Origin of the sequence: uncultured Methylobacterium sp. (assembly GCF_964242245.1) — a bacterium.
GTDB lineage: Bacteria > Pseudomonadota > Alphaproteobacteria > Rhizobiales > Beijerinckiaceae > Methylobacterium.
Genome location: NZ_CAXTBY010000001.1, coordinates 1 through 25,351 on the forward strand (window position 1 = coordinate 1; position 25,351 = coordinate 25,351).

The window sequence follows — 25,351 nt, forward strand, 5'->3', positions numbered from 1 at the left end:
GTGTTTGCACACGACACAGATGGGGACGGCCAACTGAGGGACTCAAACAGGCTCTTAGGCTTCATCCAAAGCTTGCGAGATCTGGGTCATGGGCATAAGCGGCGATCCTTGACAGAAATCCTATCTCGTGTCTATAACCCCATCACGCGCTGCACGGCGTCGGGGCTGCGTTTCGTCCCGGTGCCGCCGTCAGGAGCCGTCCCGGTGACCGCCGGGTGCGGTCGGCAGTGCGGCGGCCCCCGGGGCGTCGGTCGGTCAGCCGGCGTCGCGGGCATCGCCTGGGGCAGGGGCACCGAGCGGCGGGTTCACCCGCGAGCCGTGTCCCGGAGCCCGACCCCGCGCGAGCGGGGCCGGGCTCGTGCGTTCGCGGAAAGACCCGAGGCGTAACCCTCCGCGCTGCGGATAGGTACGTGACAGGTGTCCGGGGCTTCGGCCTCCTGCTCCGCGACTCGTGGCTACGCGATCGAACAGGCCGCGACGACAAATCGGCGCCGGGTGCCCGCGTTCCGGGGTCCCCTGCACTGCGGGACGCCGGGGAACCGGCTCAAACGCGCATCATCACAGGGTTCCGCGGCGTCCCGCGCCTCCTGTTTCGATGTTTTTGGCCATGCCGCCGGCGAACTCGATTCGCGCGGGGTGGTTTTGGCGTGTCGGGACGCCTCTTCCCTCCCCCGCTGCGGGGGAGGGTGGGCCTCGCGTGAGTGAGGGTCGGGAGAGGGGAGCGCCGCATCCGGAACTGGCGCTCCCCTCTCCCGACTTAGATCCCGGGCCACCCTCCCCTGCGGAGGGGGGAGGGAAGGGCGCGCGACGGTGCGTGTGGTTGACCTTCGCACGCCGGACTGCCATCCGCGCGGGCCAGACGGCGCCGCCCGCCCCCTCGCGCGAAAGACCGCATGACCGACCTTCTCGACACGATCCGCCGGACGCTCGTGCCGATCCACAAGGAGGGCTACCCCTTCATCCTGATCGGCATCGTGCTCACCGTGCTCGCCGGGTACTTCTCGGGGTTCTTCGGCTGGGTGTTCCTGATCCTGACCCTGTGGGTGTGCTACTTCTTCCGCGACCCCGAGCGCATCACCCCCGTGGCCGACGGGCTCGTGGTCTCGCCCGCCGACGGGCGGGTGAACCTGATCGCCACCGTGCTGCCGCCGCCCGAGCTCGACCTTGAGCCGGTGCCGATGACCCGCGTCTCGGTGTTCATGAACGTGTTCGACTGCCACGTGAACCGGGTGCCGGTGACCGGCATGATCGGCCAGATCCACTACACGCCGGGGCTGTTCCTCAACGCCGAGCTCGACAAGGCGAGCGAGGACAACGAGCGCAACGGCCTCGTCATCGAGACGACCCACAAGGGCGCCCCCTTGCGCATCGGCGTGGTGCAGATCGCCGGACTCGTGGCGCGGCGCATCGTCGGGTTCGTGGCGGCCGGCGACCGCTTGAGCGTCGGCGAGCGCTTCGGGCTGATCCGCTTCGGCTCGCGGGTCGACGTGTACCTGCCCGTGGGAACCCGCGTGCTCGTGGGCCTCGGCCAGAAGGCGGTGGCCGGCGAGACCGTGCTCGCCGACCTCGGCGGCGGCCCGGAGCGGGCGTTCCGGCGGATCTGACATGGACGACCTCTTCCCGCCCTTCGAGCCGGACGCGAACGAACCGAAACCCCGGCGGTTCAAGCCGGTGCCGTTCCGGATGATCGCGCCCAACATGATCACCCTGATGGCGCTCTGCCTCGGGCTCACCGCGATCCGGCTGGCGTTCGAGGGCAAGTTCGAGCCGGCGGTGATGGCGATCATCGTGGCCGCCGTCCTCGACGGGATCGACGGGCGGGTGGCCCGCCTGCTGAAGGGCACCTCGCGCTTCGGGGCGGAGCTCGATTCCCTGGCCGACTTCGTCAACTTCGGCTGCGCGCCCGCGCTGATCCTCTACGGCTTCGCGCTGTTCAACCTGCGCTCGGTCGGCTGGATCGTGGCGCTGATCTTCGCCATCGCCATGGCGCTGCGGCTCGCCCGCTTCAACGCGATGCTCGACGATCCCAACCGCCCCGAGTGGAAGAAGGACTTCTTCGTCGGCATGCCGGCGCCGGCCGGTGCGCTCACCGGCCTGCTGCCGCTCTACCTGCACTTCCTCGGGCTGACCTTCGAGCCGTGGGCGGCGCCGGCGATCCTCGTCTACGTGCTGTGCATCGCGCTAATGGTCGTCTCCACGGTGCCGACCTTCTCCGGCAAGACCATGGGCAAGCGCGTGCCCCGCGCCTGGGTGCTGCCGATCTTCCTCGTGGGCGTCGCCGCCTTCGGGATGCTGATCAGCTTCCCGTTCGAGTCGCTGGTTGCGATCAGCGTCGCCTACATCGCCGCGATCCCCGTCGGCGCGGCGCAGTACCGCCGCCGCGCGCGGATCGAGGCGCCGGCCCGCAGCGAACCCGCGGAGGACCCGGCCGCCGCGATCTGACGCGACGCGGCGGTGGATAATTTTCCCTCTCGGTTCGCTTGGGGGCACAGAGTCGTGCAATCTTCAGGGTTCGAGAGCGTTCGGAAACGTTGGGAGGCTGGCTTGTTCGAAGAGTTCAAGACGTTTGCCCTGCGCGGCAACGTGGTCGACCTCGCGGTCGGCGTCATCATCGGTGCCGCCTTCGGCGCCATCGTCACCTCGGCGGTGCAGGACGTGTTCATGCCGATCATCGGCGCGGTCACCGGCGGCCTCGACTTCTCGAACTACTACATCGCCCTCTCGTCCAAGGTGCAGGCGGGTGCCGCCTACGCCGAGGCGAAGAAGCAGGGCGCGGTGGTCGGCTACGGGCAGTTCATCACGGTGGCGATCAACTTCATGATCGTCGCCTTCGTGCTGTTCATGGTCATCCGCGCCATGAACAAGCTCCAGACGAAGGAGGACGCCAAGCCGGAAGCCGTGGCCGAGGTGCCGGCGGAGGTGAAGATCCTCGGCGAGATCCGCGACATCCTCGCGACGCGCCCGACCGCCTGACCTGTCAGGCGGCGGGCGTCTCGTCCGGGTTCACGCCCAGGGCGTCGAGGATGCGGTCGAGCGCCTGCCCGACGGCGCCGGTGCCCTCTTCGTGGGTCTTCATCCGCGTTTCGAGGCGCTCGATCTGCGGCGCGAAGGCGTCGAGGACGGGATCGTCGCCGAGAAAGCGGGGCTTCTCTGCGCCGACCGACAGGACCGACCGCAATTGCTGCCCGAGGTGGTCGCGGACCGGCTCCGGCAGGACGGCCCTCGTGTCGATCGCGTCGTCCATCATCGAATCCCCCTCGCATGAGAGACGACAACGGATGATCGGGCCAAGTGTTGCATGGTCAAACCACGGCTCGTCCCGGCAGAAGCGACATCATCCGGGCTAACCATAGGAAACCCCCGGAGCTGCGCGCTCCGGGGTCTCTGGAGATGCCACACCTCGGCACGGCCCTCGATGCGATCCGTCGAGGATTCCGACGATGCGGTCGCCGCGATCCACGAGGACCGGGTGGTCGTTGACGACGGTCTCGTCCGTCCGCCGTCAGCACGATGGTCTGTGCGACGCAGCGGAGTTTGAGCCGATGACGCACGATCCCCGGAAACGGATGCGTGGAGAAATCCCTTGATCGTGCCCGCGGACCGTCGGCGCAGGGCGTTCGGGGAACCCTCCGCCTCAGGCGTCCTTCGGCATCGCCGACTGGATGAAGCGGTCCGAGCCGAGATCCTCCTCGTCGTAGCCCAGGAGCTCGGCGAGGCGTCCACGGGCGCGGCTGACGCGGCTCTTCACCGTGCCGACCTTGCAGCCCATGATCGTGGCCGCCTCCTCGTAGGAGACGCCCTCGGCACCGACGAGCACCAGCGCCTCGCGCTGGTCCGGCGGCAGCTTGGCGAGTGCGGCTTGCAAGTCTTCAACGTCGAGACGGTCGCCCTGGTGCGGGGCGGTCGCAAGCCTCGCGGCGTAGGAGCCGTCCTGGTCCTCGACCTCGCGCACCCGCTTGCGATGATCCGAGTAGAAGATGTTGCGCAGGATCGTGAACAGCCACGCATTGAGGTTCGTGCCCGGCTGGAAGCGGGCACGGTGCTGCCAGCCCTTCAACAGGGTATCCTGAACGAGGTCGTCCGAACGGGCCGGGTTCGAGGTGAGCGACAGGGCGAACGCACGGAGCGAGGGCACCGCCGCGAGCAGGCCGTTGCGGAACTCGGGCTCGATCGCCTCGCCGCGGGCGCGCAGGACCGCTTCGAGCTTCTCGATGAGTTCGGCGAAGCGAGTCGGCAACTCGGCCTGTCCGAGGGTGTCGTAGGCGCTGCGCAGGTGGTCGCCGAGATGCGAGCGGATGGTGTGCGGCAGGTTCGGGCGCACGTCCGCCATGCCGTCCTTGGGATGGCTCGGAACGATCTCGGTCTCGTCGGGATTCATGGCTCGTCGCACTCTACGGCTCTCAGGGCTCGCGGGAGGTCCAGGCCCACGAAGCGGAATGCGAGCGGACCTCACGTCCGCACCGTTCCTGTTTGGGAGTGTCTGTAGCGTATCGCGCGAGCCCATGCACCCTCGGGGGGGCACCGCACGGTGCCGCTCGGATGCCTGCCTCAACAGGCGTGCGGCGAGACGAGGATTGCCGCCGAGGCGGAGCCCGGCTTGAGCAGGCGGATCGCGCCGTCGCGCAGGGTGAGGACATCGCCGCGGTCGAGGTCAGTCCAGCGCTCGTCGCGGGTCAACGCCTGCGTGGCGATGACGGTCACGACATCCCGCTCGGTCGTCTCCTGTGAGAAATCGACCTGCCAATCCTCGTCGATCAGCGTCGCGGTGCCGAACGGCGCACGGCGCGTGAGGTAGCAGAGCCGCTTGCCGCAATGGGCGTAGAGGGTTCGGCTGTCCGACAGCAGCATGTTGAACACGCCGAGCTTGTGCAGTTCGGCGGAGAGGTCCGCGACCGCGCGGTCGAGGAGAGACGGCCTCGGCAGGGTTCGAAAGCGCGTCTGCAACCCGCCCATCATCCAGCAGAAGGCGTGCTCGCTGTCGGTGGAGCCGATCGGCTGAAAGCCCGACAGCGGCAGCTTCTTGATGCCCTTGAGCTGGCCGTTGTGGGCGAAAGTCCAGCGCCGGCCCCAGAGTTCGCGTGAGAACGGATGGGTGTTCTCCAGGCTGACGCGGCCCCGATTGGCCTTGCGCACGTGCCCGATCACGATGCGGCTCTTGATCTTGTAATTGCGGAGCAGCTTGGCGAGTTCGGACCGCGCGGAGGGTTCCGGCTCGTGGAAGCTGCGGCAGCCGCGGCCTGCGTAGAAACTGATGCCCCATCCATCCGCGTGCGGCCCGGTCTCGCCGCCGCGGCGGGCGAGTGCCGCGAACGAGAAGCGGATGTCGGTGGGCACGTTCGCGCTCATGCCGAGCAGTTCGCACATGGTCTCGGAGGCTTTACGCGTCGGGCCCGTCACCCCCGGTGCGAAGCGATCGCGGCCCGGCGGTCGGGTCGGGTGTAGAGGCGTTTTTGAGCCCGAACAACCGCCGCCTCAGCCACATTCACCGCGCCAGGTAATCCGTCAGCGTCATGCCGATCATGATCGCGACCCAGAAGAACCCGAGCCCGGCGAAGAGCTTCACCAGGGGCGGCTCGTGATGCACCTCCATCGAGACGAGCAGGATGATCAGCGCCATTACCGCGACGACGGCGAGTTCCAGCGCCCAGACGTGCGCGAACGGCAGCGTCGCACCGAGCGTGACGTTGACGGCGAGCAGACCCATCAGCGCGAGGCAGGTGAGCACCGGCGTGCGCAGGTGCTGCCTCAGCGCCGCGCGGTCCTCGGCGGTCAGGGAGGTGAGGAGATTTCGCATGGTCGCCTCACCGATTGACCACGTAGAGGATCGGGAACGCCATGATCCAGATCAGGTCGATGAAGTGCCAGTACAGGCCGTAGACCTCGATCCAGTTCTGGTGGCGCGACAGGAAGCCCGCCTTGGCTGCCATCCACGTCATACCGAGCAGGAGCGAGATGCCCGTCAGCAGGTGGAAGCCGTGCAGCAGGGTCGCCACGTAGTAGAGGTTCACGAACAGGCGCGAGGCCGGGCTCTCGGCCAGCTCATAAGGCCGATGGCTGAGGAACGGCATCATGTGCTCCTCGTAATCGGCGTAGTACTCGTAGCCCTTGAGGAGGAGGAAGAGGCTGCCCAGCGCCGCCGTCGCGAGCATCGCGCGGACCATCGCCCGCTGCCAGCCCAGGCGTGAGAATGCGATGGCCATCGACATGGTGAGGCTCGAGACGATCAGCACGACGGTGTTGACGGCGCCGATCCAGAACTTGAGATGACGGGCCGCCGCGACCGTCGCCTCCGGATGCTGGATGCGCACGATCAGCGCCACGAGGAACAGGGCGGCAAACAGCAGCAGTTCGGTGATGAGCCACGCCCAGATCCCGAGGGTGGCGGCGTAGCGCTGCTGGGCTACGGTCTCGAAATGGTGGGCGCGCTCGACCCCGACGCCCTCGGCGAGCCCCGTGCTCACCGGTGCTGGCTCTTCGTTTCCTGTTCCTGGATCGGGTAATCGTAGGGCACCCGCGGCACCTCCGGCGGGGACACGAAGTTGAGCGTCGGCGGCGGCGAGGCGGTCTCCCATTCCAACCCCTTAGCGTCCCAGGGGTTGGCCTGCGCCTTCTTCCCGAACCACAGGGAATAGACGAGGTAGAGCATCGGGAAGATGTAGCCCGCGGCCAGGATCGTCGCGCCGGCCGACGAGAGCACGTTCAGCAACTGGAACTCGGGCGGATAGGTCGCGTAGCGCCGCGGCATGCCGAGGTAGCCGAGGATGAACTGCGGGAAGAAGGTGAAGTTGAAGCCGACGAAGATCAGCACCGCCGAGATCCGTCCCCAGGCCTCGATGTACATCCGGCCGGTGAACTTCGGCCACCAGAAGTGCAGGCCGCCGAGGAAGGCGAGCACGGTGCCTCCGACCATGATGTAATGGAAATGCGCCACCACGAAGTAGGTCGCGTGGATGTGCTGGTTGATGGCCAGGGTTGCGAGGTACAGCCCGGTGAGGCCGCCGAGCACGAACAGGCCGATATAGCCCATCGCGTAGAGCATCGGCGTGTCGAGGCGGAGTTTCCCCTTATGGATCGTCGCGGTCCAGTTGTAGACCTTCACCGCCGAGGGCACGGCCACCGCGAAGGACAGGCCCGAGAAGGCGAGCGAGGCGAGGTCGCTCTGCCCGTTGACGAACATGTGGTGGCCCCAGACGAAGAACGTCACCGAGGCGAGACCGATCGCGGCGTAGGCCACGAAGCGGTAGCCGAAGAGCTTCTTCTGGGCGAACGCCGGCACGATCTCCGAGATCACCCCCATGCCCGGCAGCACCATGATGTAGACGGCCGGGTGCGAGTAGAACCAGAACAGGTGCTGGAACAGCACCGGGTCGCCGCCGTAGGCCGGGTCGAACACCCCGATGTGGAAGCCGCGCTCCATGATCAGCAGGATCAGCGCCGTCGTGATGACCGGGGTCGCGAGCAGGAAGATCAGGCTGGTGGCGTAGTGCGTCCAGACAAAGATCGGCAGCTTGAACCACGTCATGCCGGGCGCGCGCATGGTGTGGATCGTCACGACGAAGTTCAGCCCCGTCAGGATCGAGGAGAAGCCGGTGATGGTGACGCCGATCAGCGCCGGCAGCACCCAGCCGTTCGAGAACGCGGTCGAGAGCGGCGCGTAGAAGGTCCAGCCGGTGTCGATCCCGCCGAGCACCACGGAGACCATGGTGAACAGCGCGCCGGTCATGAAGATGTACCAGCTCGTCAGGTTGAGCTTGGGGAAGGCGAGGTCCTTGGCCCCGATCATCAGCGGGATCAGGAAGTTGCCGAAGGTCGCCGGAATCGAGGGGATGAGGAAGAACCACACCATCACCACGCCGTGGATCGTGAAGGCCTTGTTGTAGGTGTCGTTGGTCATCACCGCGCCGTTCGGCACGATGAGGGCGAGCCGCACCACCCCGGCCGCCACCGCGCCGACGATGAAGAAGGCGGTGATCGACGCGAGATACAGGATCGCGATGCGCTTGTGGTCGGTGGTGAGGAACCACGAGCGCAGGGTCGACTCCGCGTGCAGGTAATCGGCGGGGCGATTGAGCGTCGCCTCCGGCGCGTGCGGCTCGCGGTTGGCGATGCCGGCGTCGACGGTGCCCGATGCGCTCATGGCGTCGCCCTCTCCGGCTCGATCCCGCCGGCGGTGCGGTAGGATTTCAGGTAGTCGATCAGGCGGCCGAGGTCGTCTTCCGGGATCACGCCCGCGAAGCTCGGCATGATCTGCTTGTAGCCGTCGGCGAGCCGGTTGCCGTTCGGGTTCCGGATCTTCTCGCGCAGGTAGCCGTCGTCGGCCGCGATCGTGCGGCCGCCTGCGAGGTGCACCTCGCTGCCGTAGAGGCCTGCGAGCTTGGGCGCCTTCACCTGCGAGCCGGGGGCGTGGCAGGTGCCGCAGCCGTAGGCGTTGTAGATCGCCTCGCCCGCCGCGACCTTCGACTGCTGCGCGCCCGAGTGCGTGAGCCACTCCTGGTAGTCGCCCTGGCTCATGATGGTGATCTCGCCGCCCATCACCGAGTGGTCGGTGCCGCAATATTCCGAGCAGAAGAGGTGGAAGGTGCCGGGCTTGTCGGCCTTGAACCACAGCTCGGTGTAGCGGTCCGGGAGGGCTGCGACCTGCATCCGGAGCGTCGGAAGGTAGAGGGCGTGGATCACGTCCTGGCTGATGATCCGCATCCGGATCGGCTGGCCCATCGGCACGTGCAGGTCGTTGATCTCGGACTGGCCGGTGGGGTGCTGGAACTTCCACATCCATTGCCGGCCGATCGCCTCGACCACCATCGCGTCGGGCGGCGGGTTCCTCGACTCCACGTACAGCCGCGCGCCCCACACGAAGAAGATCAGCGTCAGCAGGAACGGGATCAGCATCCAACTGATCTCGATGAGGTTCGAGCGGATGCCGCTGGTGTCGCGATCCGCCTCCTTCCCGTCGCGGTAACGGATCGCGAAGTAGCTGATGGCCAGGAACACCGGCACCGTGAGCACCAGCGTGAGCACGGTGAAGGCGAGGATCAGGTAATCGGTCTCGACGGCGACCGCCGAGGCGGACGGCGGCCAGAGTTCGAGCGCGGAGTGCTGCGGGGTCATCTGACCGGCCCTTGATGCCGACGCCTCAGGGGCGGTCCGCCGCGTGAGCGGTGATGGGCCGCCGCCCCTGCCAGGGGCGCGCAACGGGACGCATCCAGGATCGGTGCCGTTGGCTTCATGGGATCACGGGTCCAGCGTCCGGCCGACCGTCAGCCCCATGGCCCGGTCGATCGGGATGCGCGCGCGCCGGCGCGCGGCGTCGGTGAAGCCGTAGCGGTCCAGCTTCGCTGCCTGCTCCGCCTGCTCGCGGTCGATGTCAGCGTAGGGCTTGGCCTGGAGGTTCGGCGCCGGCGGGGCGAGCTGCGTCGTCTGCTGCGGCGTCAGGCTCGGAAGCGCCCGTCGCTGGCTCGCGGCGAACGTACTCATGATCCAGATCATGAGGCCGATGGCTGCGAGCGCCGACAGCATCAGGCCGGCCATCACCAGGGCCGTGTTGCCGACATGAACGTCTGAGGTCTCGTAGCCGGGACCGTCGGACGGGTCGCGGTCCTGCGCAGGATGCTGCGCGTGCGCGGGCCGGGCGTGGCTCCGCCGCAGGGTGAGACCGGCCAGGATGGCCGGGACGAGACCTTGGGTGCGCTCGTTCACGCTCATGCGGCAGCGCTCCGTCGACCGGCGTGAGCCGGCGCCCAGCGCCCGATCATCGGCAGCAAGGCCAGCGCGAGGCACGCGACGCCGAGGCCGGCGAGGGCATCGCTCCAGGCAATGGTGAAGCGATCGCGCAACGCCGGCGAGACGAACCAGAACATCTCGACGGCATGCACCGCCAGCACGGCCGCGGCCAGCACCCGCGTCGTCGCGCGCCCGGGGCGCAGCGTCGCGAGCGCTCCGAGCAGCACGAGGGCGCCGCCCGCGATCGCGAACGACCGGCCGACCGGACCGCCGCGGGCGAAGTACCACAGCACCTCCTCCGGCAGGTTCGCCGACCAGACGATGAGAAACTGGACGAAGTGCAGGAAGGCCCAGAGGCTGAGCAGCACGACCAGCGGCACCAGCCGATCGCGGCCGGCGACGGCACGGCCGCGCCCGGTCGGCGTCGGCTCCTCCGGCGCGAGCAGGATCGCGGCGGCGAGCGCCAAGCCGCTCCAGGCGGTCATCACCAGCAGACCTTCCAGGCTGGAGCCGAGGCGATGGTCCAGGGACGCGACGAGGTCGGTCACCGCCAGCGTGCCGATCACCGCGTGCAGACCGACGCCGGACACCGTGCGCCCATCGCCGGTCCCGTCGGCGGGAGCGGCAAAGCGCATCGCGAGCCAGACCCAGGCCGCCATGTAGGCGACCACGCGGAGGGTGAAGAACGGCACGGTGAACCAGACCGCACCGAGCGGGGTCTCCGGCGCGCGATGGCTCCACGGATAGATCAGGCCGATGCCGACGAGGACGGGCAGGCCGAGGATCGCGGCGACCGGCATCAGCGCGACGAGACGGCGCAGCGCCGTCGACAGTTCGCCCTCGCCGCGGTCGTGCTGCCGCAGACCGAAGCGCTCCATCACCATCGCGATCGGCAGTCCGCCCGTCGGCAGCGCGAGCAGGATCAGCCAAGCGGCGAGGTAGGAGCCGACCGTGCTGCGCCAGCCGTCGAGAAGGACCGCGAGCGCGAGGGCCCCGACCCCGACGACGATGGCCCCCGCGGGGCGGCGGCCGGCGGCGATGGTGTCGGCGGCGGTCACTGCGACGCCTCCAGCTTGGTGCGATCCTCGGGCGGCAGGCTCGCGACCTCGGCGTTCTGGCTCAGTTGCAGGGCACGCACGTAGGCCACGATCGCCCATCGATCGGCAGACGGGATCATCTGGGCCATCCCGTACATCGCCCGATGCCCCTGCGAGACGGCTTGGTAGAGTTCGAAGCCCGTGGCCGCCCGCAGGCGGTCGGAGGCCAGCGATCCGGCGGGCGGGAAGCCGCGCGCGACGATCATGCCGCCGCCGTTGCCGCTGTCGCCGTGACAGGGCGTGCAGAAGATGCCGTAGCGCTCATGCCCCCGCGCCAGCAGGCTCTCGGTGATCGTCGCCGGCTGAGGTGCTGCCCGGGCCGGGTCGTCCCGCGGCACGCTGCCGGCGACCGGCTGGCGCATGGTCAGGGCCTGCGGGAAGAAGCTGTTCTTGTCCCAGTTCTTGGCGCGGGGCTGGTCGGTCATGTTGGCCTCGCCGCAGGCCGCGAGCGGCAGCAGGACGAGGATGGCCAGCGCACGGATCATCGCGGGATCCGCCGGACGTCGAGGGGACGCCCGGCCTCCGCCGGGAGGTTGGCGAGCTTGCGGACGATGCGGTCGGCGTTGAAGCCCTCGCCCCGGGCCTCGGCCGACAGGAAGAACCGATCGTCGGTGGTGCGCAGGAAGCCGGGGATGTTGAAGGCGGGATGGTTCAGGCGCGGGAGCCGGTTCAGGACGAGCAGGGCGAGGTGGATCGCGATCGTGCCGCTCATCATCGCGAAGGACAGGCTCGGCACGACGAAGGAGGGCCACGACAGGCGCGGACGGCCGCCGATCAGGAAGACGTAGTCGTAGGCCGTGGCGTAGATGCACATGCCGAAGAAGCCGGCCCCGCCGAGCAGCGCTCCGAGGATCGCGTAGGGGCGGATCGAGCGGCCTTCGAGCCCGAGCGTGCGCAGGACCCGCGGCATCGGCACCGGCCCGTGCGCATCGAGACGGGCGGCTTCGCCGCTGGCCGCGGCCACCGCCTGCGTCGCGGCCACCAAGTCGATCTCCGAGGCGAAGGCGGCGCTGACGCCCCAGAGCGGAGCGTCCTCCGGGACGTCCTGCTGGACCTCGTCCGGATGGCCGCGGGCATCGGCAACCGACTGCTCCTCGGTGGCGCGTGCGGCCGGGGCCGAGGCGAGCGCGAGGCGGCGCGACTCGGTGATCGAGACCACCGGCAGGTAGCGCAGGAACAGCAGCAGCAGCGTCAGGAACAAGCCGATGGAGCCGGCGAACGTCGCGATGCCCCAGATCGTCTCCGCGTAGTTCAGCCGCGAGGAGGGGAGGAAGTCCTGCGTCAGCGTGACGACCAGGACCGAGACGTGGTCGGCGTAGGCGCCGACGGCGATCAGCACGCCGATCGCCGCGATGGCGGCCATCGAGCGCCGGGCGCGGGGCAACCAGAACGCCTGGGCCGGCAGCAGCAGGCAGGTCACCACCGTCCAGAACGCCCAGGCGTGATCGCCGGTCATCCGCCGCACCAGCACGCCGCGGGCGAGCCTGTCGCCGTGCAGGAACGTCGAGAAGAACTCGGTCGCGTAGCAGTACAGGCTGGCGCAGCCGAGGCAGAGCATCAGCCGGGCGAGGATGTCGAGGTGCCGGGGCGTGATGAGCGCATCCAGGCGGTAGACCACGCGGATCAGCACGACGATCGCCGCCGTGACGCCGACCCCGGAGAAGACCGCGTTCACGAGGAACGTGACCGGGACGATGGTGTCGTGCCAGCCCGGCATCACCGAGCCGGCCAGCATCACCGACGCGCCGGTCTGGAGGGAGACCACCAGCAGCACGCCGAGGAGCGCGATGGTGCGGTAGGCCTGGGCCCAGAGCTGCCAGTGGGCGGCCGATCCGCGCCAGCCGGAGGCGACGATGCCGTAGACCTGCGCCTTGAGCCGGGCGCGCTTGCGCGTCACCCCGTGCGCCGACTCCTGGGCGAGGGCATCCTCGACGGCGCGGTCGCGCAACGCCGCGAGGTCCGGCAGCAGGCCGATGTACCAGATGCTGACGCAGACCACGAGGTAGGAGATGATGTCGATCGCGTCCCAGAGCAGCGGCGAGCGGAACTGCGGCCAGAGGTCGTAGGTGTTCGGATAGGGCAGGTTCCAGAAGAAGAACCACGGCCGGCCGAGGTGGATGATCGGGTAGAGGCCGGCGGCCATGGTGCAGACGAGGGCCGCGGTCTCGGCGACCCGGTTGACGGCGCTGCGCCACTCGGCACCGAGGAGAAGCAGCAGGGCCGAGACCAGCAGGCTGCCGCTGGCGACCCCGATCCACCAGTCGTAGCTCGCGATGTCGAGCGCCCAGACGACGGCGTTGTTGTTGCCCCAGACGCCGACGCCGGTGAACAGCAGGTAGGTAAGCACGCCGAGGAAGACGCCGAGAAGCATCAGCGACCCGGCAAAGGCGATCCACCAGCGCCCGTTCATCGGGTGGCGCAGGGGAATGGCGGTCACCGCGCGGCCGATGCCGCGCACGGTCTCCCCGGGGCTGATCAGACCGCTGCCCGGCGTGGGCTGAAGCAAGGCTCCGGACACCGGCTCAGCCTTCCTGCGCGGGCGCGAGGCTCGCGAGATAAGTGGTCCGCGGGCGGGTGTTCAAGTCGCCGAGCAGCGCGTAGTTGCGTCCGTCGCTCCGCGCCTTCGCGACGCGGCTGTCCGGGTCGGACAGGTTGCCGAAGGTGATCGCCCGGGTGGGACAGGCGCCCTGGCACGCGGTCTCGACCCTGCCGTCGGGGATCGGCGCGTGCGCGTCCTTGGCGGAGTCGATCCGCGCCGCCGCGATCCGCTGCACGCAGTAGGTGCACTTCTCCATGATGCCGCGGGCCCGCACCGATACCTCGGGGTTGCGCTGCTGCTGCTGCACCGCCGGCATGCCGCCGGTGTAGTCGAGGTAGTTGAAGCGGCGGACCTTGTAGGGGCAGTAGCTCTGGCAGGTGCGGGTGCCGACGCAGCGGTTGTAGACCTGGAGGTTCAGGCCCTCGCCGTCGTGGATCGTCGCCTCGACCGGGCAGCCGACCTCGCACGGCGCGTTCTCGCAGTGCATGCAGGGCACGGGCTGGAAGTGCGTGCCGGGCGCGTCGAGTCCGCCCGAGAAGTAGCGGTCGACCCGGAGCCAGCCCATCCAGCGGCCGCGCTCCACCTCCTCGCGGCCGACCACGGGGATGTTGTTCTCCGACTGGCAGGCGGTGACGCAGGCGTTGCAGCCGGTGCAGGCGTCGAGATCGATCACCATGCCCCAGGCGGGTTGCGGGCCGCGCTCGGCCGCGGCCGGCTTCGGGTAGAACGAGGCCAGTTCGTAGGCCTTGGTGTCGCCCGCCGGATCGGCGCCCTCGCGCTGCACCCGCACGAGGTCCTGCCCCTCCATGGTGCCGAGATCCTGGGTGGTGGCCGGCATGCGGCGCCTGCCCGTCCTCGCCAGGCGAGCCCCCATCAGCGTCCACGGGTCGGCTCTCGGCCTCAGGACGTTGGCGGCGTAGCCCAGGCCCTTCGAGAGGTGGTCCGGAACGTTGCGGCCGTAGCCGAGGCCGAGGGTGATCGTGTTCTCCGCCTGTCCCGGCATGATCCAGGCCGGCCCCTCGACCCCGCGCCCCTCCGCCTCGATCCGCACGATGTCGCCGTTGGCGAGCCCCTCGCCCTCGGCGAGCCTGGGGCTGACGCCGATCACGTTCTCCCAGACGATCTTCGTGAGCGGCTTGGGCAGTTCCTGAAGCCAGCCGAGATCGGCCAGCGTGCCGTCCCACAGGGTCGGATCGGGGCGGAACACCACCTCGATCGCGGCCGGCCCCGCGGCGGCCGGCAGCATCGGCACCGCCCGGGTCAGGGTTACGTTCTCGGTCTTCGACGCGCTGTCGGGGAGGAATCCGAGGCGGAGCGCCTCGTCGAAGCGGGCCTGGAAGGCCGCATCGTCCTCACCGTCGCCGCGCACTTGCGCCTTGAGGAGGCTCAGGCCGTCGCCGGTCTCCCCGCGGTCGAGGAAGGCCAGCAGTTCGTGGGCGGACTGGCCGTTGTAGAGCGGCGCGACGGTCGGCTGGATCAGGCCGACCGTGCCGTCGAGCGAGCGGGCGTCGCCCCAGGATTCCAGCGGGTGGGCGAGCGGCAGGTGCCAGTCGGCGTACGCTGCGGTCTCGTCGTAGTACGGCCCGGAATGGATCTTGAGCGGCACCCGCTCCATGTGCTGCGCGAAGTCGAGGGCGCCGGGCGCCTCGTAGACCGGGTTGACGCCGAGCACGATCAACACCTTGACCGAACCCGCCGCCATCGCGTCGCCGAGCTCGGCCGGCGTGCCGGCACCGCTCATCTGGGCCGGCTCGGTGTGGCGCACCGTCCGACCGGTGTTGCCGAGCGCGCCGTTGAGCCGGTGGACGAGCGCGTGCAGCCCCGGCGATCCGGTCAGGCCGGCGCTGACGATGCCGGTCCCGCGCGCCGCGTTCAGCGCGGACGAGGCCCGCTTCATCCATCGCACCCGCGCATCGTCTCCGGAGGGAGCCGCGCCGCCCTCGGCCATGGCGAGGAGGTCGCGGGCAAGCGCCTCCAGGCCCGCGGCCTCGACGGCCAGCGGGAAGTCGGCCTTGGCGCTGGTCAGCGTCGGCGTCGGCGCCGCCGCGTGCAGGGTGAGGAGGCTGCCCGCCGCGTGCGACGCGCGGCGCGCGTCGATCCAGCGGCGCGACAGGCCGGCCTGCCCGGGTCCCATGTCGAGGAAGTCGCCGTCGAGGGAGACGATCGTCTTCGCCCGCGCGAAATCCGGCAGGGTCTCGACCGGCCGGCCGTAGGCCGACTTGGCGCCCTCGTAGGTTCCGTCCCGCCCGACGCCGGCGCTGACGTACCAGCGCAGACCCGGATAGGTCCTGCGCATCCGCCCGATCTCGGCGGCGAGCGAGGGCGAGGTGATCGGACCGGTCAGCAGCGCGAGGTCGCCGCCGCCCGTCGCCTGCCAGAGCGATCGCTGCGCCAGCATCGCGCCGCGGAACGCCGCCCACGAGCTCGGCCGGCCGAGGTGCTGCACCGCCTGGCTGCGGAACGGATCATACAGGCCCAGCACCGAGGCCTGCGCCATCACGTCCGTGCCGCCGCGGCTCCAGGGATGGTCGGGATTGCCCTCGATCTTCAGCGGACGACCGTTGCGCGTGGTGACGAGGATGCCGTTGGCGAAGCCGTCGAACAGCGCCGAGGACGCGTAGCTGAGCGGGGCTCCCGCCACGATCCGCTCGGGCGCGCTGACGTAGGGCAGCTCGTAGCGGCGCCCGTCGCTCGATCCGCAGGCCGAGAGGCCGGCCAGCGCGAAGGAGGCCGCCATCAGCTTGAGGAAGCCGCGCCGCTCCGGGGCCGCGGCGAGCCGCGCGGCGGCGGGAAATTCGGCTTCGAGGTAGCTGCGGAACTCCAGCGTGTCGGCCACCGCATCGAGGCTGCGCCAGAACGCCGGCCCGTCGCCGGAGGCGAGGCGGGCACGGATCGCTCCGAGGTCGTGCGCGCTTGCCATCAGCGGTGACAGATCGCGCACTCGGTGAGGCGCTCACCGCCCTGGATGTGGTTGTGCGCCACGAGCTGCGGCCCCAGCGTTGCCTGATCCGCGGGCGGCTTCCAGTTCATGTTCCAGACCTGATCCTGGGTGCGGACGTACTTCTCGGGATTGCGGTGGCAGTCCAGGCAGAAGCCCATCTCGAAGGCGTTGGCGCGATAGGTCATCTGCATCGTCGTCACGTCGCCGTGGCAGGTCGAGCAACCGATGCCCTTCGTCACGTGCACGGAGTGGTTGTAGTAGACGTACTGCGGCAGCTTGTTCAGCCGCACCCACTGCAGCGGCTCGTTCCGGGCAAGGCTGTCGCGCACGGGCTTCAGCATGTCCGACCCGGTCCAGATCTGCGAGTGGCAGGTCATGCAGGTGTAGGTCGGCGGGATGCCGGCGCTCGCCTGCGTCTCCACCGTGGTGTGGCAGTAGCGGCAATCGACGCCGAGCTCGCCCGAATGGTGCTTGTGGCTGAACGGCAGGGGCTGGGGCGGCGCGATCCCGACGCCGGTGACGTAGTCCGAGCGCACGATGCCGGCCGCGACCAATGGGATGCCGGCGAGGCAGGCGACGCCGGTGAAGAGGGCGAGACGATAGAGGGCGTCCGCCCCCGGCGAGAAGAGCTGCGCCATCAGGCCCTGCCCGTCGCCGGCGAGGCCCGCGCGGCGCGTTCTGGGGGAAGCTTCGCCAAGCCGGTGGACTCGCTGCTCGTGGGAGGCTGTGTCGGGACCGGGTGGAGAGTGAGGCTGTTTGCGATGCGAAAGCAATGCGACCGAGCTTCGCCCTCGCGGGCGATGCACGCGCCTCCATGGAGCCGTTCCAAAGTATGCGACGGCCTGCCGCGGCGGCGCGCCGGGCAGGCGTTACCGGCCGGTGCGCCGCCACGCTTTGCGCGGGCTTGCCGAACGCCTAAGCGAGGAACGATCCGGGCTTGGGACGCCGCGCGGCCGGGCGCGGTGCGGGGTTTCGTCGACGGCATGAGGGGTCATGGAGTCTGATCCGATCGTCCTCGCGTGGCGCGCGGGACGCGGCCGCCACGCCGCCGCCGTCGCGCTCGCCCTCGGCGGCGGCGGCCCGCTCTGTATCCTGGCGCTCCTCTGCCTGCGCGACCTCGTTCACGCCCTGGGGCGCGACGAGGTCGCCGCGCTGCCGTTCCTGCGCCTCGCGCTTCCCGCCGCCTCGGGCGATCTCGTCTTGGCGCCCGGCTGGAACCTTCGCCCCGTCGATCTCGAACTCGTCGCCTTCCTCGGCCTCGCCGTCGCCGCGCTCGCCCTGGCCGCGCTCGGCTGGTTCGTCGCGGGCCTGTGCGTCTCGGCGCAGGGGCGAGCCGTGAGCGTCCTGCGCGAGGCGGCGACCGCGGCGATCCTTGAAGCCCCTCCCGGCGCCCGCGACGAGGCCAAGAGCCTCGCCGGCCTCGTCGGGCAGGCGCTGGTGCGGGTCGACGGGCTGCTCGCGATCGGCATCCTGGTTCCGGTGATGGCGTCCGGTGCGATCCTGCTGGCGCTGGCCGGCGCAGGATTGGCAGCGCCCCGTCTCGTTCCGACGGCGGCGGTCGGTCTGCTCGCCGCAGGCCTTGCCCGGTTCCTGGTCCTGCGTCGGTCGGCCGCGCGAAGCACCTTGCGGCTTCGCACCGGCGGCCTCGCCGAGCGCACCCTCGGGGACCTCGTTCGGCGAATGCCGGCCGTGCGCATCCACGGCTCCGGCGCCCTGGAACGCGTCCGCATCGCGGAGAAGGCGGCGGCGACCCGCTCCGCCCTGGCACGAGCCGAGGCGCAACTCGCCTACGCCCGCGCCCCGTCGCTCGCGCTCGCCGTGATCCTGCCCGCCATCGCCGCCGGCACGGCCCTGTGGCACGGCGGCGGGGAGGGCGGACTTCCCGCCCGCGCCGTCGACCCCGCCGCGCTCCTGGCGGCCGCGGGCGCCTTCGCCATCGCGGCCATCCTGATCGCGCTGACGCTCCACCTGTGGATCGTGCGCGACGCCGTGGCGCCGGTCTTCGCCGAGATCGCGCGCACGATCGCGGGCCTGGAGAGCCGCCGCCCGCGCAGCAGCGGGACCGGAGCCGCGTTCCCGCGTTCCGGCGAACTCGCGGTGCGCGGCGTCGGCGCCTACGACGCGGCGACCGGCGAGCGGCTCTCCGGCGTCGACGTGGCCCTGGCGATGCCCGCGCACGTCGCGATCACGGGCGGTCGCGGCAGCGGCAGCCGGGTGCTTGCCGCGATCCTCGCCGGGCAGGTCGCGCCGACGGCGGGCACCGTCACCTATGCCGGCCAGGATCTGCGCGGGTTCGATCCGTCCGAGCGCGCCCGTCGGATCGCCTTCGCGTCGGGCGAGGCGATCCTGGTCGAGGGAACCCTGCGCGCGAACATCCTCTACGGCGCCGGCACCACCGCGCCGGACGAGGCCGCCTTCGTCGAGATCCTGCGGATCACCGGCCTCGACGCGTTCGTCTACGCCCGCGGCCTGATCGGGCAGGTCGATCCGGCCGCCGAGCCCGCGCTTGCCCGGTCCCTCGTTGCGGCGCGTGCCACCGTGCGCGCCTTGCTCCGTGCGGAGGGCGCCGAGCGCCTCGTCGAAGCGTTCGATCCGGACCTCTACGGCCACCAAGCCACGGTCGGCGAGAACATCCTGTTCGGCGAGGCAGTGGGCGCCACCTTCACCCTGAAGCGCCTCGCGCGGCACCCTTACCTGCGGGCGGTGCTGGAGGCGGAAGACCTCGTCAGGCCTCTGACCGAGATCGGCCTGTCGGTCGCCCGCAGCACCGTCGAGATCTTCGCGGAACTGCCGAACGACCATCCCCTGTTCGACGCGTTCTCGCTCTTCCCGGCCGACGAGCGCGGCTACTTCGAGGATCTCGTCGTGCGCCAGCCCGGCGCCGCGTCCCTCCGGCGGGGTCCGGCCGGGCAGCGCGACCGGGAGCGGCTGATCGGTCTGGCCCTGCGCTACAGCGAGACCCGCCACCGCTTCGGCCTGATCGACGGCCCGTTCGAGGAACGCCTCGTGGCCGCCCGCCGCTCCTTCGCGCGGATGCTGCCGCCGCACCTCTCCGGCGCGGTGGAGTTCCACGATCCCGCCCGGATCAACCCGGCGGCCAGCCTTGAGGAGAACCTGCTGTTCGGGCGCGTCAGCCACGGCGAGGCCGGAGCGGAGGCGCGGGTGCGCGCGATCGTGCGCCGGGTGCTGACGGAGGAGGGCCTCGAGAAGTCGGTCTACCGCCTCGGTCTCGACAGCCGGGTCGAGCCGGGCATCGCGGGAACCGGCACCGGACTCGGCGAGGGCGCGATTCCCGCGGCGACGCGGGTCGCGATCGACCTCGCCCGGTGCCTGATCCGGCAACCCGACATCGCGGTCGTCGCGATTCTGCTGGACGAGCGCAAGCCCGCGCAGATTGCCGATCGCCTCACGCGCCTGCGCGCCGCGCGCCGCGGGCGCGGCCTGATCGTCTGCCTGCCCGCTGCCGCCGAACTCGACGCGCTCGATGCCTTCGATGCGGTGATCGCCGTCGAGAACAGCACCGTGAACCGTCCGGCAGAGGCACGTCCTGCGCGCGCCCTCGCACCGGCGTGAGGCCACACCCGCGCCGCATTGGCTGCACAGGCTGCGACCTCGCGCCCGCGCCGCGGTGTGCCCTGAAGTCGCGTCGATGCGCGACCGTAGACCGCCGCGGGCCATCGATGCGTCCAGTCTTCCTCCTGCGAGCGGTCACCGCCGCCTGGCTCCTGCCGGCGCTGGCGGGCGCGGCCGCGGCCCAGAACGCCAAGGCCGAGGCGCCGATCCCGCCGGCCACGCTGGCGGTGATGGCGGCCAACGGCACGAGCGCCGCGGCGCCGGTGCTGTTCCGGGCCTACAAGAAGGAATCCGAGATCGAGGTCTGGAAGAAGGCGGCCGACGGCCGCTTCGTCCTCATCAAGACCTTCCCGATCTGCCGCTGGTCCGGCCAGCTCGGGCCCAAGCGCAAGAACGGCGACCGGCAGACGCCCGAAGGGTTCTACACGGTGCCGCGGCGCCAGATGAACCCGAACTCGCACTACTACCTCTCCTTCGACGTCGGCTATCCCAACGCCTACGACCGGGCCCACGGCGGCACCGGCTCCGCGGTGATGGTGCACGGCGTGTGCTCGTCGATGGGGTGCTTTGCCATGATGGATCGCACCGTGGCCGAGATCTACGCCATTGCCCGCGACGCGCTGAACGGCGGGCAGGCGGCGTTCCAGTTCCAGTCCTACCCGTTCCGGATGAGCGCCGAGAACATGGCCCGCCATCGCACCGATCCGAACATCGCGTTCTGGCGCGAGTTGAAGGCCGGCGCCGACCGCTTCGAGGCGACGGGGGACGCTTTGCAGGTCGGCGTGGAGGGCGGCCGCTACGTCTTCGCACCGTCCGGGGACCCCGCCAAGGAGGCGGCGGTGGCGACCCGCCGCGCCGCGGAGGAGGCGCGGATCGCCGCCCTCGTCGAGGAGGGCGCGCCGGCCGTGCGCACCACGTACTCCGACGGCGGCCAGCACGCGTTCTGGGCCTCGCTCGCGGCCAAGGGCGTCTCGCTCGGCGAGGTCAGCCGGCCGGAGGCCTTGGCGTTTGCCGGGCAGGAGGTGGTCGTGATCCCGGGGCGCCGCCGCCCGGTGCCGGTGCCCGAGGCGGTCTGGGCATCGTGGATCGCGCCGGCCTCGGCGTTCTCGTTCACCCGCATGGCCGGGTTCGTGCCGGCCTACGAGCGGGCGGGCGATCCGTTCGCCGGTCTCACCGCGCGCTACGCCGACAGCCTGCCGCGCATCCTCCGGTCGAGCGAAGGCGGGACTTCTCCGCCGAGGCCGATCCCTACCGGAACGCTTGCCCTGGCCGATCGTCCCTGATCGTTCCCGAAAGACCGGACTTCGATGGGACTTACCCCGTGTGCGGCCCCGCACATCACGGGTTTGGAGCCCCACCCATCTCAACCTTCGACACAGGGCGGCAGGTCATGATCCCCTGGCCGCCCGCCGCAGCGGACGCATTGACGCCGGAGCGGAGAACGGTTCCAGATCCGAGAGGATCGGACCATCTGACACGAAAACGACCCGCGATGACGATGTCCAACTCTCTTTCCGTGGACGACAGCCTCCTGCTGCGATTCTGGGGCGTGCGCGGTTCCACGCCCGTGAGCGGCCCCGACTACGTCGAGTTCGGCGGCAGCACCCCGTGCCTGGAGGTGCGCTGCGGACAGCGCCTGTTCCTCGTCGATGCGGGCTCCGGCCTCTACAATTGCGGCCAGCATCACCGGGCGGACCTGCCGAAGACGATCGATCTCCTCTTCAGCCACCTGCACCTCGACCACACCGGCGGCCTGCCGTTCTTCAAGCCGGCGGTGTTCGATCCCGAGCGGGTGATCAACACCTATTGCGGCAACCTCGACGGGCAATCGGCCGAGGATGCGCTCGGCCGGCTCTACGCGCCGCCACTGTTCCCGGTCACCCTCGACATCCTGCCCTGCACGTTCAAGCATCACGGCTTCCGGGCCGGCGAGAGCCTGACCCTGGAAGACGGGACGCGCGTCGACACGATCCTGCTCAACCATCCGCAGGGCTCGGTGGGATACCGCTTCGCGCACGCGGGCAAGCGCCTGTGCATCGTCAGCGACGTCGAGCACACCGATCCGTGGCCGGACCCGGCCCTGATGCGCTTCGTCGCGGGCGCCGACCTCATGGTCTACGACGGCATGTTCACCGACGGCGAGTATCCCACCTGCCGCGGCTGGGGCCATTCCACGTGGCAGAAGGGCGTCGAGCTGGCGCAGGCGGCAGGCGTGAAGGGGCTCGCGATCATCCACCTGCATCCCTGCCATTCCGACGCCACCCTGCGCGCCATGGAGGCCGACATGCAGGCGATCATGCCGAGCGCCTTCATCGCCCGCGAGCGCCAGAGCGTTCAGGTGGGCGCGGTGGCGGCCCCGCGCCGGGCCGCGCCCCTGGTGCGGATCGCCTGAGCGCGGCGGCCGGAAACCACGGTCGGCTTCAGGCCGCTCCCTCCTCCCGGCCGACGCGGCTGTGGGCACGGCTCCAGCCGAAGTAGATCGCCAATCCGATCACCAGCCAGACCACGAGGCGCAGCCACGTCTCGCCGTCCAGCGACACCATCATCGCGCCGCAGGTGAGGATGCCGAGGATCGGCACGAGCGGCACCAGCGGCGTGCGGTAGTCGCGCTTGGCCTCGGGCTGGGTGCGCCGCAGGATGATGACCCCGAGGCAGACGATGATGAAGGCCAAGAGCGTCCCGATGCTCGTCATGTGGCCGAGCTGCGTGATCGGCAGGAAGCCGCCGAGCGCGCCGGTGAACGCCATGAAGAACAGGTTCGAGCGGTAGGGCGTCTTCCAGGTCGGGTGCAGCTTCGAGAACAGGCCCGGCAGCAGGCGGTCCTTCGACATGGTGTAGAACACCCGGCTCTGCCCGAGCAGCAGCACGAGGATCACGGTGGAGAAGCCGGCGATGACGCCCAGCGTCACGAGGCTCTTGAGCCAGGGGAACGGCGTCTGGCCGATGGCGGTGTTCACCGGCGCCCCGTCGCCCTTCATCGCGTCGTAGTGGACGAGGCCGGTGAGCACGCCCGCGAACAGGATGTAGATCACCGTGCAGATCGCCAGCGACCCGAGGATGCCGATCGGCATGTTGCGCTGGGGGTTCTCGCATTCCTGCGCCGCGGTGGAGACCGCGTCGAAGCCGATGTAGGCGAAGAACACCACGCCCGCCGCCCGCATGATCCCGCTCCAGCCGTACTCGCCGAAGGTGCCGGTGTTCTCGGGGATGAACGGCACGTAGTTTTCCCGCTTCACGTAGAAGGCGCCGAGTCCGATCACCACGGCGACGACGGCAAGCTTCACCATCACGATCGCCGCGTTGACCTTGGCCGACTCGCTGATCCCGACCATCAAGAGCCACGAGGCGGCGCAGATGATCAGGATCGCCGGCAGGTTGACGAGGCCGTGGCCCGTCGTGCCGTCGGCGAGCGTGTAGGTCTCGAACGGCGAATGGACGAGCCTAGCGGGCAGGTCGACGCCGACCTCGTGCAGGAAGCGGACGACGTACTGCGACCAGCTCACCGAGACCGTGGCGGCGCCGACCGCGTACTCGAGCACGAGGTCCCAGCCGATGATCCAGGCGACGAACTCGCCCATGGTGGCGTAGGCGTAGGTGTAGGCCGAGCCCGCCACCGGGATCATCCCGGCGAGCTCGCTGTAGCACATGCCCGCGAACGCGCAGCCGATCGCGGCGATGGCGAACGAGATCACCACGGCGGGACCCGCGTGCTCGGCGGCCGCGATGCCGGTGAGCGAGAACAGGCCCGCGCCGATCACCGCGCCGATGCCGAGGCCGATGAGGCTCCACGGGCCGAGGGTGCGCTGCAAGGTGTTCTCGCCGGCCTCCGCGTCGGCGTTGAGGCGCTCCAGCGACTTCGTCCGGATCAGGTCGTGGGCTACGCCGGCCGCCATGGTGTCCGTGCCTTTCTGGTCCGTCGGATCGACAGGCTGAACGGGATGCGCCCTTCGTGCCAGCGCATCGCAAGATCGGGTTCACCGCGTCCGCGCGGCACCGATCGCACCGGCAACCAGGGGCGCGAGGATCGCCTCGGCGGCATGGGTGACCGCCGTCCCCGCGGCCCCGGGCGTCCCTGCGTCGAAGGGCGGATGCGGTGCGTACTCCGCGACGAGCTGGCCGGTGCGGGCGTAGTCGTCGCCGCGCAGGCGCGCGGCCAGGCTCAAGGCGAAGTCGAGCCCGGCCGAGATGCCGGCGGCGGTAACCCGGTTGCGGTCGAACACCACGCGCGCGTCCACCGGCACGGAGCCGAGCAGCGGCAGTACGGCCTCCCGCACGCACCAGTGCGAGGTGGCGCGGTATCCCGCGAGCAGGCCGGCCGCGCCGAGGATCAGCGAGCCGGTGCAGGCGCTGGTGACCCAGGCCGCCCGCGCTGCGCGGTCGCGCAGGAACGCGAGCGTCGCCGCATCGCGCATCTGTTCCGGGGTGCCGTCCCCGCCGGGCACGAACAGCACGTCGAGGTCGCCCGGGCAGGTCGCGAAGGTCGCGGTGGCGACGAGGCTCAGGCCGGTATCGCTCGCGACCGGGCCCGCCTCCCGCGCGACGAGGTGCAGGCTGCCCGGAGCGAGGCCGGCGAGGATCGCCTGCGGGCCGGCGACGTCCAGCGCCGTCATCCCCGGGTAGAGCAGCATGGCGATGCGAACCGGCTGGCCTTCGGGGATCATCGCCGGTTCGGCGCGGGCTTGGATGGGGGCTGCGCCGAGCGAGGCGGCGGCGATCGCGGACGCGACGAAGTCCCTGCGGTTCATCGCGGGGCTTCGGCCGCCGCGGCACCCGTGCGCATCCCGCGTCCTCACACCGCCCAGCCGGCCTCGCGGTAGGCCCCGTCCCAGAACATCCATTCGAGGCGGGTCGCGTGGGTGAAGGTCCGGTGCATCCGGGCGCGCAAGGTGGGCGAGGCCTCGCGTGCCGCGGCGTCCGTCGCCGCGATCATCCGGGCGACGGCGTCGGCGAAGTCGGCGCCCGCGTAGGTGTCGATCCAGGCCCGGTAGGGATTGTCGCCGGCGGCCCGCGCGTGGATGTCCCGGCCGATCTCGGCGTAGATCCAGAAGCACGGGAGGAGGGCGCCGAGGAGAACCTCGTAGGGCTCGGCATGGGCCGTCGCCACGAGGTAGGAGACGTAATGGTCGCAGGCCGGCGAGAGCGGCGTCGCCGCGAAGGTCTCGGGCGCGATCCCGTAATCGCGGAAGAAGCCGCCGTGCAGGGCTCGCTCGACCACGATGGCCTCCTGCGCGGCCTGGGAGAACAGCACGATGCCCTCCGGCTCGGGCGCCTTGGCGGCGGCGAGGCTGAGCGCCCGCCCGAAGCCGATCAGGTAGTGCGCGTCCTGCACGATGTAGTGCTTGAAGCGGGACCGACGCAGCGTGCCAGCGGCCAAGTCCGCGTTGAACGGCATCGTGCGGATGGTCTCGTAGAGGCTGGCGTTCGCCGCCCAGGCCGCCTGCGAGAACGCATCAACCTTGGCATCGGCCATCGCCCACCCTC

Annotated in this window: 22 protein-coding genes; 6 read left to right on the forward strand and 16 right to left on the reverse strand. The window is 70.3% G+C overall.

The genetic code is table 11. The features are described from left to right. The first annotated feature begins 839 nt into the window (after positions 1 to 839). The 3 genes from ACFE8Y_RS00005 to mscL all read left to right on the forward strand — a co-directional run bounded on the left by ACFE8Y_RS00005 (position 840) and on the right by mscL (position 2,973). Positions 840 to 1,604, forward strand: coding sequence for a phosphatidylserine decarboxylase (locus ACFE8Y_RS00005; RefSeq protein WP_375462435.1), 765 nt, complete (start codon positions 840 to 842; stop codon positions 1,602 to 1,604). Between the two features lies 1 nt (position 1,605). After that, positions 1,606 to 2,442, forward strand: coding sequence for a CDP-alcohol phosphatidyltransferase family protein (locus tag ACFE8Y_RS00010; RefSeq protein WP_375462323.1), 837 nt, complete (start codon positions 1,606 to 1,608; stop codon positions 2,440 to 2,442). A 102-nt stretch (positions 2,443 to 2,544) separates the two neighbouring features. Next, positions 2,545 to 2,973, forward strand: a complete 429-nt coding sequence (gene mscL, locus ACFE8Y_RS00015; RefSeq protein ID WP_375462324.1) for a large conductance mechanosensitive channel protein MscL — start codon at positions 2,545 to 2,547, stop codon at positions 2,971 to 2,973. A gap of 4 nt (positions 2,974 to 2,977) precedes the next feature. Here mscL and ACFE8Y_RS00020 read toward each other — a convergent pair whose 3' ends face one another. The 13 genes from ACFE8Y_RS00020 to ACFE8Y_RS00080 all read right to left on the reverse strand — a co-directional run bounded on the left by ACFE8Y_RS00020 (position 2,978) and on the right by ACFE8Y_RS00080 (position 16,935). Continuing rightward, positions 2,978 to 3,247, reverse strand: a complete 270-nt coding sequence (locus ACFE8Y_RS00020; RefSeq protein ID WP_375462325.1) for a hypothetical protein — start codon at positions 3,245 to 3,247, stop codon at positions 2,978 to 2,980. A 387-nt stretch (positions 3,248 to 3,634) separates the two neighbouring features. Further along, entirely contained in the window at positions 3,635 to 4,378 is a 744-nt protein-coding gene (locus tag ACFE8Y_RS00025; RefSeq protein ID WP_375462326.1) for a NepR family anti-sigma factor, read from the reverse strand. A 170-nt stretch (positions 4,379 to 4,548) separates the two neighbouring features. Further along, positions 4,549 to 5,364, reverse strand: a complete 816-nt coding sequence (locus tag ACFE8Y_RS00030; protein ID WP_375462327.1) for a class II glutamine amidotransferase — start codon at positions 5,362 to 5,364, stop codon at positions 4,549 to 4,551. A 118-nt stretch (positions 5,365 to 5,482) separates the two neighbouring features. Continuing rightward, a complete protein-coding gene (locus ACFE8Y_RS00035; RefSeq protein ID WP_375462328.1) occupies positions 5,483 to 5,794 on the reverse strand; it encodes an oxidase in 312 nt (103 codons plus the stop codon). Positions 5,795 to 5,801: 7 nt separating this feature from the next. Then, the gene (locus ACFE8Y_RS00040) at positions 5,802 to 6,461 is read right to left on the reverse strand and encodes a cytochrome c oxidase subunit 3 (RefSeq protein WP_375462329.1); all 660 of its coding nucleotides are present in this window, start codon (positions 6,459 to 6,461) and stop codon (positions 5,802 to 5,804) included. Beyond that, complete coding sequence (locus ACFE8Y_RS00045; RefSeq protein WP_375462330.1) at positions 6,458 to 8,137, reverse strand: cbb3-type cytochrome c oxidase subunit I; 1,680 nt, start codon at positions 8,135 to 8,137, stop codon at positions 6,458 to 6,460. The genes ACFE8Y_RS00040 and ACFE8Y_RS00045 overlap by 4 nt, the downstream gene beginning before the upstream one ends. After that, complete coding sequence (coxB, locus tag ACFE8Y_RS00050) at positions 8,134 to 9,108, reverse strand: cytochrome c oxidase subunit II (RefSeq protein WP_375462331.1); 975 nt, start codon at positions 9,106 to 9,108, stop codon at positions 8,134 to 8,136. Before coxB ends, ACFE8Y_RS00045 begins: the two co-directional genes overlap by 4 nt. A gap of 123 nt (positions 9,109 to 9,231) precedes the next feature. Continuing rightward, positions 9,232 to 9,702 (reverse strand): hypothetical protein, encoded by a 471-nt coding sequence (locus tag ACFE8Y_RS00055; RefSeq protein ID WP_375462332.1) that lies wholly within the window; start codon positions 9,700 to 9,702, stop codon positions 9,232 to 9,234. Then, positions 9,699 to 10,778, reverse strand: a complete 1,080-nt coding sequence (locus tag ACFE8Y_RS00060; protein WP_375462333.1) for a hypothetical protein — start codon at positions 10,776 to 10,778, stop codon at positions 9,699 to 9,701. Before ACFE8Y_RS00060 ends, ACFE8Y_RS00055 begins: the two co-directional genes overlap by 4 nt. Then, positions 10,775 to 11,302 carry a c-type cytochrome gene (locus ACFE8Y_RS00065; protein WP_375462334.1) on the reverse strand — a complete coding sequence of 176 codons (528 nt, stop codon included), beginning with the start codon at positions 11,300 to 11,302 and terminating at the stop codon, positions 10,775 to 10,777. The genes ACFE8Y_RS00060 and ACFE8Y_RS00065 overlap by 4 nt, the downstream gene beginning before the upstream one ends. Next, a complete protein-coding gene (locus ACFE8Y_RS00070) occupies positions 11,299 to 13,335 on the reverse strand; it encodes a quinol:electron acceptor oxidoreductase subunit ActD (RefSeq protein ID WP_375462335.1) in 2,037 nt (678 codons plus the stop codon). The genes ACFE8Y_RS00065 and ACFE8Y_RS00070 overlap by 4 nt, the downstream gene beginning before the upstream one ends. Before the next feature lie 4 nt (positions 13,336 to 13,339). Continuing rightward, entirely contained in the window at positions 13,340 to 16,276 is a 2,937-nt protein-coding gene (locus ACFE8Y_RS00075; protein WP_375462336.1) for a TAT-variant-translocated molybdopterin oxidoreductase, read from the reverse strand. Beyond that, positions 16,276 to 16,935, reverse strand: a complete 660-nt coding sequence (locus ACFE8Y_RS00080) for a cytochrome c3 family protein (RefSeq protein WP_375462337.1) — start codon at positions 16,933 to 16,935, stop codon at positions 16,276 to 16,278. The genes ACFE8Y_RS00075 and ACFE8Y_RS00080 overlap by 1 nt, the downstream gene beginning before the upstream one ends. A gap of 355 nt (positions 16,936 to 17,290) precedes the next feature. Between ACFE8Y_RS00080 and ACFE8Y_RS00085 the strand changes: the two genes are divergently transcribed. The 3 genes from ACFE8Y_RS00085 (at position 17,291) to ACFE8Y_RS00095 (ending at position 22,262) form a co-directional block, all read left to right on the forward strand. Beyond that, positions 17,291 to 19,870, forward strand: coding sequence for an ABC transporter ATP-binding protein (locus ACFE8Y_RS00085; protein WP_375462338.1), 2,580 nt, complete (start codon positions 17,291 to 17,293; stop codon positions 19,868 to 19,870). A 107-nt stretch (positions 19,871 to 19,977) separates the two neighbouring features. Next, complete coding sequence (locus ACFE8Y_RS00090) at positions 19,978 to 21,153, forward strand: L,D-transpeptidase family protein (protein ID WP_375462339.1); 1,176 nt, start codon at positions 19,978 to 19,980, stop codon at positions 21,151 to 21,153. A 215-nt stretch (positions 21,154 to 21,368) separates the two neighbouring features. Further along, on the forward strand, positions 21,369 to 22,262 hold the full coding sequence (locus tag ACFE8Y_RS00095) for an MBL fold metallo-hydrolase (RefSeq protein WP_375462436.1): 894 nt from the start codon (positions 21,369 to 21,371) through the stop codon (positions 22,260 to 22,262). Positions 22,263 to 22,290: 28 nt separating this feature from the next. On the opposite strand, the gene ACFE8Y_RS00100 is transcribed toward ACFE8Y_RS00095, so the two are convergent. The 3 genes from ACFE8Y_RS00100 to ACFE8Y_RS00110 form a co-directional block, all read right to left on the reverse strand. Continuing rightward, positions 22,291 to 23,763: an amino acid permease gene (locus ACFE8Y_RS00100; RefSeq protein WP_375462340.1), complete on the reverse strand. Its 1,473-nt coding sequence runs from the start codon at positions 23,761 to 23,763 to the stop codon at positions 22,291 to 22,293. 81 nt (positions 23,764 to 23,844) lie between these two features. Beyond that, a complete protein-coding gene (locus tag ACFE8Y_RS00105; protein ID WP_375462341.1) occupies positions 23,845 to 24,615 on the reverse strand; it encodes a DJ-1/PfpI family protein in 771 nt (256 codons plus the stop codon). Between the two features lie 44 nt (positions 24,616 to 24,659). Beyond that, on the reverse strand, positions 24,660 to 25,340 hold the full coding sequence (locus ACFE8Y_RS00110; RefSeq protein ID WP_375462342.1) for a TenA family protein: 681 nt from the start codon (positions 25,338 to 25,340) through the stop codon (positions 24,660 to 24,662). Positions 25,341 to 25,351 lie beyond the last annotated feature (11 nt).